The following is an 11,447-nucleotide window of genomic DNA, read 5'->3' as shown; positions in this document are numbered from 1 at the left end:
CGTGCGCTCATCCCGTCGCCGGGCGCGGGGTTGCGCACGGTGGAAGGTGCGCCGGGTCCGGCCGAGCAGCACGATCCGACAGTGGAGCGGACGGACGCGCCGGGGCGCCCGGCTCTGCCGAGGCAAGGCTCAACAGATCCTTTTCGGACAGTGCGGGTGCGTGAGGAGCGGACGATGACATCAGTGCGAGGGGACGCGCCGGGGGCGACATCCGCCACCGGCGAGCGGGCCCGACCGAGGATCTTCTTCCCCGAGCTGGAGGGCATGCGCGGGGTCGCCGCCGTGATGGTCATGCTGACCCACATCGCGCTGACCACGGGCATGATCGCCTCCGACATGTACGGCGCGGCCGGCAACCCGGTCGCCGGACCGATCTTCAACACCATGGACGTCAGCCTGCCGATCTTCTTCGTCCTCTCCGGGCTGGTGCTCTACCGGCCCTTCGCGCTGGCCACCCTCACCGACCGGCCGCCGATGGCGCTGAAGCCGTACTTCTGGCGGCGGGCCCTGCGGATCCTGCCGGCGTACTGGTTGCTGGCCGTGACGGCGCTGCTCGTGCTCAACGCCGACGCCGTCACCGGGCTGTGGCACGTGCTGCGCCCGCTGCTCGTGCTGCACGTCTACCAGCCGAACGCGATGCCCACGGGCATGGAGCAGACGTGGAGCCTCGCGACCGAGGTCGCGTTCTACGTCACCCTGCCGCTGCTGGCCTGGGCGTTGCGCCGCTGGGCGGTACGCGCCGCCGACCCGGGGACCCGCGCGAGGCGGCTGCTGGTGCCACTGGGCGCCCTGGTGCTGACCGGCGCCGGCTTCGCCGCGTACCACCACCTGCCCTCGATGGGCCCCTTCCCGATGCAGCACCTCTGGCCGACCGAGTACATGGGCTACCTGGCGGTCGGCATGATCCTGGCGACCCTCTCCGCCGTCGCCGAGGTGGCGCCCGAGCGGACGCCGGCCCCGTACCGGTTCCTCATCCGGCACCCGGGCGCAGCGTGGATCGGCGCGGCGCTGGCGTACGCGACGGCCTGCTCCCCCCTGGGCGGCCCGAACGACATGAACTACCCGCCGCTGGGCTCGGCGATGGTCGACCACGCCCTCTACCTGGCCATCTCCCTGCTGCTGGTGGCGCCGCTGACCCTGCCGGCGGGCCGTCCCGGCTACATGCGGGCGGCCCTGTCCAACCCCGTGCTGCGCTTCCTCGGCCGGATCTCCTACGGGGTCTTCCTCTGGCACGTCTTCTACCTGTGGGTCTACTACGGAACGACCGGCACGCCGCTGGGCACCGGCAACTTCTGGCTCGTCACCGCGGCGGTGGCCGGTGCCAGCGTGGTGACGGCGACGCTGAGCTTCTACCTGGTGGAGCGCCCGGCGATGGGGCTGCGGCCGTGGTTGGGCCGGGCGCCCGTGGACCCGGGGGCCCAGGCGCCGAGCACGGTCCGCGAGCAGCTCCCGGCCGGCCGCGAGGCGGCGCAGTGGGAGCCGCGCAGCACCGAGCCGGCCGCCCCCGCAGTAGCGGCCGAGTGAGAGCGACCGCAGACCGGCACCCCCTGTACCGGGCGGGAGGTCCGTCCGGCGGCAAACCGAGAGGAACCACACGATGAGCGACACCGCGAGAGGCCGGGCCGTCGTCCTCGGCGCGAGCATGGCCGGACTGTTCGCCGCCAAGGTGCTCGCCGAGGCGTACCGGGAGGTGGTCCTGGTGGACCGGGACCGGCTCGCCGACGCGACCGAGGTGCGCCGCGGCGCACCGCAGGGGCGGCACCTGCACGGCCTGCTCGCCCGAGGTCAGCAGGCCATCGAGGAGCTGCTGCCCGGCTTCACCGACGAGGCGACCGCGGCCGGACTGCGCTCGGGCGACCTCGGCACCCGGATCCGCTGGTACTTCAACGGCCACCGGCTGAAGCCGGCGGAGACCGGCCTGCTGGTCGTCGGGGGCTACCGGCCGGGCATCGAGGCGCTGGTGCGGCGCAGGGTACTGGCCCTGTCGGGGGTGCGGCTCGTCGAGGACGCCGACGTCGTCGCCCCGGTCGCCACCGCCGACGGCAACCGGATCACCGGCGTACGGATCCACCACCGCGGCGCCGACGTCGCCGAGGTCATCGACGCCGACCTGGTGGTGGACGCCACCGGCCGCGGCTCCCGGACCCCCGCCTGGCTGACCGAGCTCGGCCACGGCCCGGTGCCGGAGGAGCGGATCAAGATCGGGCTCACCTACACCAGCGCGCGGTTCCGCTTCTCCCACGACCCGTTCCACGGCGACGTCTCGATCAACCCGGTGGCCACCCCCGCCCATCCGCGCGGCGCGTTCCTTGCCACGCTGGGCGGCGACACCGGGCTGCTCTCGCTCACCGGCATCCTCGGCGACGAGCCGCCGACCGACCGCGAGGGCTTCCTGGCGTACGCGGCCTCGCTGCCCGTGCCCGACATCATCGACGCCATCCGGGACGCCGAGTTCCTCGACGAGCCGGCCTCGTTCCGGTTCCCGGCCAGCGTCCGGCGCCGCTACGAGCGGGTGTCCCGGCTGCCGGAGGGGCTGCTCGTGGTCGGCGACGCGGTCTGCACGTTCAACCCGGTGTACGGCCAGGGCATGACCGTCGCCGCCCTGGAGGCGCTGATCCTGCGGCGGCACCTCGCCAGCGGTGGGGCGCCCCGGCCGCGGGCCTTCTTCGCCGACATCTCCCGGCAGCTCGACGCCCCGTGGGAGGTCGCCGCCGGCGGCGACCTGGCCCACCCGCGGGTGGAGGGTCCGCGCCCGTTCAAGGTGCGGATGGCCAACGCCTACATCGCCCGGGTGCACGCCGCCGCCACCCGGGACAACCGGGTCACGGACGCCTTCCTGCGGGTGGCCGGGCTGATCGACCCGCCGCAGGCGATCATGCGCCCCTCGGTGATGCTGCGCGTGCTGCGGGCGGGCGGGCAGCCGGCCGGCTCCGTCGCCACCCCGTCCGGCCCGGTGGCCCGTCCCCCGGCACGCGACCGCGGCTGAGGCGGGTCCACACCCGCGGAGGCCACTACCCCACACGAGCTACGGCCCGTCGTGCCGCGCACGACGGGCCGTACCGGTGGACGGAGGTGGGGACGCCGCCGGCGGCGCACCTGACGGGGATGCGGCCGGCGCGCGCACGTGCCTAGAAGCGCGAGAGCAGGGCCCGGCGCGGGCACGCGCACATGGCCGCGAGCGGGCGCAGGCCTGGTGGCGGGCAGCGTCACGCGGTGACCACGACGCATCGACGTCGTGGCCACCGCGTGCGCGCACCGGCGGGTGGCGACCCGGGGCGGGTCAGCGGGACGACGCCGACCTCGCCGCGGCGACCACCTCCTCGTAGCGCGGGTGCTCGCCGACCTCGCGCACGTACTCGACGTGCACGACGCGGTCCTCGGCGTCGACCACGAAGACCGCCCGGGCGAGCAGCCGGAACTCCGCGATCACCACGCCGTAGGCGAGCCCGAAGGACAGGTCGCGGTGGTCCGAGGCCGTCCGGACCCCCTCGATGCCGGCGTTGCCGCACCACCTGGCCTGCGCGAAGGGCAGGTCCACGGAGATGGTCAGCACGCTCACCCCCGGCAGGGCGGCGGCCTCCTCGTTGAACCGCCGCGTCTGCTGGTCGCAGACGCCGGTGTCGAGCGACGGCACCACGGACAGGATCCGCACCGTACCGGCCGACGAGGCCAGGTCGACCGGCGAGAAGTCGTTGGCCAGCGCGGTGAAGGCCGGCGCGGGATCGCCCACACGCACCTCCGGCCCGAGCAGCGTGACCGGGCGGCCCCGGAACGTCGTGACGCCGGCACGTTCCAACGCGACTGTCATCAGGTTCTCCTAGCGTCCAGCGGGAGTGGGCGGGTCGGCCGGCGCCGGCGGGACCCACCGGGCACCGGCGGCCCCAGGGAGGCGCGGCCGGTACCGGGCGGTACGCCGGCCCGCGCCGCACCCAGCATCGTCCGCCGCGCCCGACGGCCGCACCTTCGCACGTGCCGCCTCGCGCCGGGTCAGCGCACCGCGTCGGCGTGCTCGGGGGCGGTGGCCGACTCCTCGGCCGGCGGCCGGCGGCGCAGCATCGGCACCGGGATCAGCGAGACGACCCCGGCCGCGACCGACAGCACCACGTAGTTGGTGGTCGCCAGCACCACCCCGGCCACCACGCTGGCCACGGCCGAGGCGGCCCACACGAGGGCGTCCACCCGGCCCTGCACCGCCCGCCGCGCGGCCGGGGTCAGTGCCTGGGTGAGCAGGGCGCTACCGCCGACGAAGGTGAGGTTCCAGCCCCAGCCGAGCAGGAAGAGCGAGACCACCAGGCGGGTGAGGCCGCTGCCGTGGGCCGCCGGCCACGACGCCACCACGACGGAGGTGACCAGCAGGCCGATGCCCATCAGGATCGCGGCCCGACCGCCGAAACGGTCCGACAGGTAGCCGGAGAGCGGCGCCAGCGCGAACATGCCGATCATGTGGCCGCTGAGCACCACGCCCACCGCCGTGAGGCCGTGGTGGTTGCTGCTCATGTGCAGCGGCGTCATGGTCATCAGGGCGACCATGGCCAGCTGCCCGGCGATCATGGACACCAGCGCGACGGACACCACCGGGTGCCGCCACACCTGCGCCGGGGTCGGATCGTTGGCGCCCCGCCGGGCCGCCGTCCGCGACCGGGGCATGGCGGCGGAGGCGAGCACGCAGATGCCGGCCGCCAGCAGCGCCACGAGGAACGGCCCGGCCAGGTCCGGCAGACCCAGCCGGCTGGCCGCGGTGGCGCTCGGTTCCATCAGGTTGGGCCCGAAGACCGCCCCGACGGTGCCCGCCCAGACGATGACCCCGACGGCCAGCCCCTGCCGGCGGGGCGGGTACAGGTCCGCCGCGCAGTACCGCGACAGCTGCGCCCCGCCGTTGCCCACCCCGAGCAGCACCATGCCGAAGATCAGCAGCAACACCTGCCCGGAGGCCACCGCCGCGCCGGCCACCGCCGCGCCCACGATCGCGACCAGGTAGCCCAGCGACAGCGCGGAACGGGTGCCCCGACGCGCCATCAGCGCGGCCAGCCAGAGCGTGCCGGCGGCGGTACCCAGCACGCCGGCCGCGTTCGGCACGCCGCTCCAGAGCTCGGTCAGTTCCTCCGCGCCGATCAGCGTGGACGCCGTGCTGGCCCCCACCATGGAGGTGTTGGTGGCGGCCACCCCACCGAGCAGGGCCGCCATCGACCGTCGCCGGCCGGTGGTTTCCACGTCGACGCTCATGATCCTCTTTTCTTGACGAGCAGTGCCACCGGCAGGCGGCCGAACAGGTCCTCGACGCGGGGCGCCGACGAACGGACCGGCGCGCCGGTGAGCACGTCCACCCAGCCGTCGGCGTCACCGGGCAGGGGCACCACGGTGTCGGCCCAGCCGCCCCGTTCGGCGAGCCCCACCGGCAGCCGGGTGGCCAGCGCCACGACGCCGTCGTCACCGCCGCGCGAGAAGCCGATGAGGTGCTCCGCCGCGCCGCCCTCCGCGCGGACCGGGCGGTAACCGCGGAACAGCCGCGGACTGTCCCGGCGCAGCCGCAGCACCCGGGAGGTGACCAGCAGCTTGGCCGCCCCCGTGTCGTCGACCCGCGGCGTCCGTCCCGCGTCGATCTCCGCCAGCAGTCGCCGGCGGGCCGCGAAGTCGACCGGGCGGCGGTTGTCCGGATCGACAAGCGAGTAGTCCCACAGCTCGGTGCCCTGGTAGACGTCGGGCACCCCGGGACCGGCGAGCTGGAGCAGCTTCTGGCCCAACGAGTTCGACCAGCCGGGCGCGGCGATCCGGTCGACGAAGGCACGGACCTCCGCCGTGAGGGACCCGTCGGCGAGCACCCGGGCGGGCCAGCTCGTGACGCCGTCCTCGTAGTCGAGGTCGGGATCGTGCCAGTTGGTGCGCACCCGCGTCTCGCGGGCGACCTTGAGCAGGTAGGCGGAGAGCCGCTCGGGGCCGATCGGCCAGGCGCCGAGCAGGGTCTGCCACGCCAGCGGTTCGAGCAGGGGATCGCCCAACGGCTGCCGGGCGGACCAGCGGCGGAAGCGCTCGGCGTACGCCTCCGGCAGCTCGCTGAGCACCGCCAGGCGGGCCCGTACGTCCTCCGAGCGCTTGGTGTCGTGGGTGGACAGCGTGGTCATGGTGGCGGGCCAGCCGGCCTCCCGGGCCGCGTTCGCCACGTGCAGCTCACCCGGCGACACCCCGAACCGGCCCGGGTCGACGCCCACCTCGTTGACCGCGACCAGGCTGTTGTGCCGGTAGATCGCCGTGTCCTCGACGCCCTTGGCCATCACCGGGCCGGTCGCCTGCTGCACCCGCACCGCGAGCGGGCCGGTCGGCCGGGCGACCATCTCGTCCCGGACGGCGGTGAGGATCCCCCGCAGCGCCGGCCGACGCCGGGCGGCCCGCTCGACCGCCTCGTCCAGCGCCCAGCGGTGCTGCGGGAGATAGGACCGGTAGACGGGAAACTCCACCAGCAGGGCCCGGACGGCGTCCGCGCGCTCGGCCGCCGGGCAGCGGGGCAGCAGCGCCGCGACGAGCGCCTCCACCCGTCGCGCCTCGGCGACCAGCATCGTCGCGACGACCTGCTCGCGCGCCTCGCGCACGACGTCGGCCAGCGCGGTGTCGGTCAGGCCGGCCGCCTCGGTCAGCCGCTGCCGGCCCGCCGGGGCCACGAAGACGCCCGAGATCTCGGCCAGCGCGTCGTAGCCCGTGGTGCCGTCCACCGGCCAGCCCGCCGGCAGCTCCTCGCCGACGCCCAGCACCTTCTCCACGACGATCCACGCTGCGGGCGCCGCGGCCCGCAGCCGTCGCAGGTATTCCGAGGGGTCCGCCAGGCCGTCCGGATGGTCGACGCGCAGCCCGGTGACCTGCCCCTCCCGGACCCAGCGCAGCGTCTCGGCGTGCAGCGCCCCGAACACCTCCGGGTCCTCCGTGCGCAGGCACGCCAGCGTGTCGATGTTGAAGAACCGGCGGTACGTCAGGTCGGCCGCCCCCCGGCGCCAGGACACCAGCCGGTAGTGCTGCCGGCCGTGCACCTGCGCCACCGTGCCGTGCCCGGTGCCGGGCGCCAGCGGGAACCGGTGCTCGTGGTAGACCAGCGAGTCGTCGGCGAGCTTCAGCTCCCCCTCGGCCGCCGCGCCGCCGTCGCCGTCGTCGCCCAGCACCGGCAGCAACAGCGGCCCCGCCGACCAGTCGACGTCGAAGAACCGGGCGTAGCGGGACTCCAGCCCGTGCCGCAGCACGTCGGACCACCACGGGTTGGCCGCCGCGTCGGCGACGCCCATGTGGTTGCAGACCACGTCGACCACGAAGCCGAGCCCGGCCTCGGCGAGCCGGCGGGCGAGCGCGAGGCGCGCCCGCTCACCGCCCCGGCCCGGGTCGGCGCGCGTGGGGTCGACCAGGTCGTAGCCGTGCGTCGAGCCCGGCGCCGCGGCGAGCAGCGGGGAGGCGTAGAGCGCGCCGACACCGAGGTCGACCAGGTAGTCGGTCAGCACGACGGCGTCGGGGAGACCGAGGTGGGGGCCGAACTGGAGACGGTACGTGGAGGTCGGTGCCGCCATCAGCCGGTGAACCCCCTGGCCCGTCGGGTGGACGCCCGCCGGTCCCGGCCGTACGTCTCGGTCAGCCGGCGCAGCCGGAACTCCAGGCCCGGGGTCAGCGCCTCCGCCCGGAACCGCCACCGCCAGCTCCCCTCGGCCTGCCCCGGGACGTTCATCCGGGCCGCCGGGCCCAGCTCCAGCACGTCCTGCAACGGCAGGACGGCGAGCTCGGCCACCGACGCGAAGACCGCCCGCGCCATCGACCGGCAGATGCCGTCCGGTACGCCCCCGAGGTAGCGCTCCACCCGCAGCCGCTGGTCGGCGCTCGACTCCTCCCACCAGCCCAGTGTGGTGTCGTTGTCGTGGGTTCCCGTGTAGGCCACGCAGTCGGTCGGGTAGTGGTGCGGCAGATGCTGGTTCTCGTCGCCGGCGAAGGCGAACTGGAGCAGCCGCATGCCGGGAATGCCGGCGTCGATGCGCAGCTGCTGCACCTCCGCCGAGGCGGGCCCCAGGTCCTCGGCCAGCATCACCACCTCGCCGAGTTCCTTGCGGACGGCCTGGAACAGCGACGGGCCCGGCCCGTCGCGCCAGCGCCCCGCACTCGCCGGCCGGCCCACCGGCACGGCCCAGTAGCGCAGGAAGCCCCGGAAGTGGTCGAGCCGGATCATGTCGTACAGCTGGGTCATCCGGCGGATCCGGTCGACCCACCAGGCGTACTGGTCCTCCGCCATCAGCTCCCAGCGGTAGAGCGCGTTGCCCCAGACCTGGCCGTCGGCGCTGAACTCGTCGGGCGGGAACCCGGCCACGGCGGTCGGACGGCCCGCCGCGTCCAGCTGGAACAGCTCCGGCGCCGCCCACGTCTCGCAGCTGTCCGTGCCGGCGAACATGGCCACGTCGCCGATCAGCTCGATGCCGAGCCGGCGGGCATGGTCGCGGACGGCGGTGAAGTGCGAGGCGAACAGGTACTGCTCGAAACGGTAGTAGTCGAGGCGGTCCCGCTCGGTGTCGTCGAGCCGGGCCAGCGCGTCCGGGTCCCGCCGGGCCAGCGGCGCCGGCCAGCTCGTCCACGGCCCGCCGTACCGCTCCCGCAGGGTCATGTAGCGGGCGTAGTCGTCCAGCCACCACGCCTGTTCCCGGGCGAACGCCTCGCTGTCGGCGGTCGGCGTGAAGGCGGCGTACGCCCGGGCCAGCAGGTCGGCCTTGACGGCGCCCGCCGCCGGGTAGTCCACGGTGTCCGGCGGCAGCGCCGGCACGTCCGCCAGGTCGGCGGCGGTGAGCAGACCCTCGTCGCGCAGCCGCTCGACGCTGACGTAGAGCGGGCTGCCGGCCAGCGTGGAGCTGGCCTGGTACGGGCAGCCGTCCGCGCCGACGGGGTTGAGCGGCAGCATCTGCCACACGCTCTGCTCGGCGGCCGCGAGGAAGTCCAGCCACTCGATCGCGGCCGGCCCGAACTCACCCACCCCGAACCGGCCCGGTAGTGAACTGGGATGCAGCAGGATCCCGCTACGTCGGTTGACCGGCACCCGAGTCGTCCTCCCGTCCTGTCCCGTGCGCCGGCGCGCGCACGTACAACTGCTCGTACCGCTCGGCGGCCTCGTCCCACGAGAACCGGGCCCGCATGCCGCGCTCCCGCAACCGCGCCCACGCCTGCCGGTCGGCCCAGCGCGCGACCACCTGCGCGATCAGGTCGACCAGGTCCGGCGCGCGGTAGCCGTCGAACGAGAAGCCGAGCCCCGTCGCGGCGACCGTCTCCGCCATGCCGCCGACCCGCCGCACCACGGGCACCGACCCGTAGCGCAGCGCGATCAGCGGCGCCAGCCCGCACGGCTCGAACCGGGAGGGCGCCAGGAAGGCGTCCGAGCCGGCGTACGCCAGCCGGGCGATCGCCTCCCCGCTGTCCGGGTGGTAGGCGACGTGCGGGTAGTAGCGGGCGGCGCGGCGGAACGACCGCTCGTACTCGGCCCCGACGCCGACGACGACGAGTTGCAGGCCGAGGGCGGCGATCTCGTCGATGCCCTCCAGCAGCAGGTCGACGCCCTTCTGGTCGACCAACCGGCCGACGAAGGCGAACAGCGGCACCTCCGCATCCGTCGCCAGGCCGCTGCGCTGCTGGAGCGCGCGCTTCGCCACCGCCTTGCCCGCGAGGTCGTGCACGTCGAAGCGGGCCGGCAGGTGCGGGTCCGTGGCGGGGTCGAAGTCGTCGTAGTCGACCCCGTTGCGGATCCCGTGGTAGTCCTCGCCCCGGGCCCGCAGCAACCCTTGCAGCCCGACCCCGTGCGCGGGGGCGAGGGTCTCGTCCCGGTAGCGGGCGCTGACGGTGGTAACCGCGTCGGCGTACCGGATGCCCTGGGCCAGCAGGTTGCCGGTGCCGTAGCGGGTCAGGTCCAGCTCGTCGGCCTTGTCGTGCGGGAACAACCCCTGGTAGGCGAGGTTGTGGATGGTCATCACGGTCCGCGGCGACGCGTCGAGGGCGCGCAGGTACGCCGGGACGTGCCCGACGTGCCAGTCGTTGCAGTGCACCGCGTCGGGCGGGCTCGCCGACCGGGCGGCCAACTCGGCGACCGCCCGGGAGAACAGCACGAAGGACGACAGGTGCTTCTCCACGTACCCCTCGGGCCGCTGCCAGTCGGGATGCTGCGGCGTCCGCAGGGTGAGGTACCGGACGCCGTCGTGGTCGCCCAGGTCGTCGACGGTGAACTCGGCGCGCGCCGAGCCCGCCGCGACCGCCACCGTGCCGACCCGGCGGCCGTCCGGCAGCCCCGCGTAGCCGGGCAGGAACAGCCGTACGTCGTGCCCCCGGCCGGCCAGCGCCCGGGGCAGGGCCCGGGCGACATCCCCGAGACCGCCCACCTTGACCAGGGGCGCCACCTCGGAGGTGGCGAAGAAGACCCGCAGCGGGCGGCCGGCGCTCACGCCCGCGTCCCCGACAGCGTGGCCGGCCCCGCGACCGTGGACAGGCCCGCGATCGGGGCGCCGGCCAGGCGCAGCTCGACCGCGCCGGCGGCGCGGGCGACGCTCAGCGCGGCGAGGTCCGGCGCGGTCCAGGTCGCCCCGGCGGCCCGCAGGGCCGGCGCGTCGCCGACGCCGACCGTCACCGCCCCGGCGGACGAGGCCGCGCGGACGCCGCTGGGGGCGTCCTCGACGACCAGGCAGCCCGCCGGGGCCAGCCCGAGCCGGCGCGCCGCGAGCAGGTAGCAGTCCGGCGCCGGCTTGCCGCGCGCCGTCTCGCCCCACGTGACCATGGCGTCGAAGGCCGCGGCGACGCCCAGGTGCGCCACCACCCGCCGGGCCCGGCGCGCGGAGGCGCCGGTGACCAGCGCCAGCCGGACACCGGCGCCGCCGAGCGTCGCCAGGATCTCCCGGGCACCCGGCACCTCGACGAACGCGAGGTCGGTCTCGGCGACCCGCACCCGGCGCAGGATCTCCTCCCGCGTGTCGGCGTCGAGGTCGCCGAAGAGCGCCGAGACCGAGTGTTCCGGGGAACAGCCGAGCACGTCGTCGCGGATCGCCGACGCGGACAGCGCCCGATCGTGCTCGGCGGCCAGGCCCCGCCAGAGCGACAGGATGGCCTCGGTCGAGTCGATCAGGACGCCGTCCAGGTCGAACAGCACACCGGCGAAGACAGGGACCGGTCCGGACGCCATCAGCCCCCCGCCACGGCGGGCAGGATGGTCAGCGAGTCGCCGTCGCGCAGGCGGGAGTCGAGCATCCCGCTGGTGCGCACGTCGACGTCGTTGATGTAGAGGTTGACGAAGCGGCGCAGCTGCCCGTCCTCCCCCATCACGCGGCTGCCCAGCCCCGGGTGCCGGGCCTCGAGGTCGGCCAGCACCTCGGCGACGGTCGAGCCGTCCGCGGTCACGTACTTGCTGCCACTGGTGTAGTTGCGGAACACGGTCGGGATGCACACCTCGACGGCCATGGTCGGCT

Annotated in this window: 9 protein-coding genes; 2 read left to right on the top strand and 7 right to left on the bottom strand. The window is 75.0% G+C overall.

Annotated features, from left to right (window positions below):
- Positions 1-174 precede the first annotated feature (174 nt).
- A complete protein-coding gene (locus ACLQ20_RS28375) occupies positions 175-1,524 on the top strand; it encodes an acyltransferase family protein (protein ID WP_425858118.1) in 1,350 nt (449 codons plus the stop codon).
- Positions 1,525-1,597: 73 nt separating this feature from the next.
- Complete coding sequence (locus ACLQ20_RS28370) at positions 1,598-2,986, top strand: FAD-dependent oxidoreductase (protein WP_425858117.1); 1,389 nt, start codon at positions 1,598-1,600, stop codon at positions 2,984-2,986.
- A gap of 294 nt (positions 2,987-3,280) precedes the next feature.
- On the opposite strand, the gene tpx is transcribed toward ACLQ20_RS28370, so the two are convergent.
- The 7 genes from tpx to ACLQ20_RS28335 form a co-directional block, all read right to left on the bottom strand.
- A complete protein-coding gene (gene tpx, locus ACLQ20_RS28365) occupies positions 3,281-3,808 on the bottom strand; it encodes a thiol peroxidase (protein WP_358121369.1) in 528 nt (175 codons plus the stop codon).
- 179 nt (positions 3,809-3,987) lie between these two features.
- Positions 3,988-5,223: an MFS transporter gene (locus ACLQ20_RS28360; protein WP_327028764.1), complete on the bottom strand. Its 1,236-nt coding sequence runs from the start codon at positions 5,221-5,223 to the stop codon at positions 3,988-3,990.
- Positions 5,220-7,541: a malto-oligosyltrehalose synthase gene (treY, locus tag ACLQ20_RS28355; RefSeq protein WP_425858116.1), complete on the bottom strand. Its 2,322-nt coding sequence runs from the start codon at positions 7,539-7,541 to the stop codon at positions 5,220-5,222. The genes ACLQ20_RS28360 and treY overlap by 4 nt, the downstream gene beginning before the upstream one ends.
- Complete coding sequence (gene malQ / locus ACLQ20_RS28350; protein WP_425858115.1) at positions 7,541-9,043, bottom strand: 4-alpha-glucanotransferase; 1,503 nt, start codon at positions 9,041-9,043, stop codon at positions 7,541-7,543. The genes treY and malQ overlap by 1 nt, the downstream gene beginning before the upstream one ends.
- A complete protein-coding gene (locus ACLQ20_RS28345) occupies positions 9,024-10,433 on the bottom strand; it encodes a glycogen synthase (protein WP_151454558.1) in 1,410 nt (469 codons plus the stop codon). The genes malQ and ACLQ20_RS28345 overlap by 20 nt, the downstream gene beginning before the upstream one ends.
- Complete coding sequence (locus ACLQ20_RS28340; protein ID WP_327028766.1) at positions 10,430-11,164, bottom strand: HAD family hydrolase; 735 nt, start codon at positions 11,162-11,164, stop codon at positions 10,430-10,432. The genes ACLQ20_RS28345 and ACLQ20_RS28340 overlap by 4 nt, the downstream gene beginning before the upstream one ends.
- On the bottom strand, positions 11,164-11,439 hold the full coding sequence (locus ACLQ20_RS28335; protein WP_132238266.1) for a MoaD/ThiS family protein: 276 nt from the start codon (positions 11,437-11,439) through the stop codon (positions 11,164-11,166). Before ACLQ20_RS28335 ends, ACLQ20_RS28340 begins: the two co-directional genes overlap by 1 nt.
- Between the last annotated feature and the right edge of the window lie 8 nt (positions 11,440-11,447).

The organism is Micromonospora sp. DT46, assembly GCF_049841735.1.
Lineage (GTDB): Bacteria > Actinomycetota > Actinomycetes > Mycobacteriales > Micromonosporaceae > Micromonospora > Micromonospora reichwaldensis.
Note: the sequence above shows the minus strand (reverse complement) of the source record. Positions and strands in the feature narration are given on the sequence as shown.

Excerpts from the sequence above, each read along its gene's own strand:
- ACLQ20_RS28375 (WP_425858118.1), top strand. The coding sequence starts at position 175 with ATGACATCAGTGCGAGGGGACGCGCCGGGGGCGACATCCGCCACCGGC.
- ACLQ20_RS28370 (WP_425858117.1), top strand. The coding sequence starts at position 1,598 with ATGAGCGACACCGCGAGAGGCCGGGCCGTCGTCCTCGGCGCGAGCATG.
- tpx (WP_358121369.1), bottom strand. The coding sequence starts at position 3,808 with ATGACAGTCGCGTTGGAACGTGCCGGCGTCACGACGTTCCGGGGCCGC.
- ACLQ20_RS28360 (WP_327028764.1), bottom strand. The coding sequence starts at position 5,223 with ATGAGCGTCGACGTGGAAACCACCGGCCGGCGACGGTCGATGGCGGCC.
- treY (WP_425858116.1), bottom strand. The coding sequence starts at position 7,541 with ATGGCGGCACCGACCTCCACGTACCGTCTCCAGTTCGGCCCCCACCTC.
- ACLQ20_RS28340 (WP_327028766.1), bottom strand. The coding sequence starts at position 11,164 with ATGGCGTCCGGACCGGTCCCTGTCTTCGCCGGTGTGCTGTTCGACCTG.
- ACLQ20_RS28335 (WP_132238266.1), bottom strand. The coding sequence starts at position 11,439 with ATGGCCGTCGAGGTGTGCATCCCGACCGTGTTCCGCAACTACACCAGT.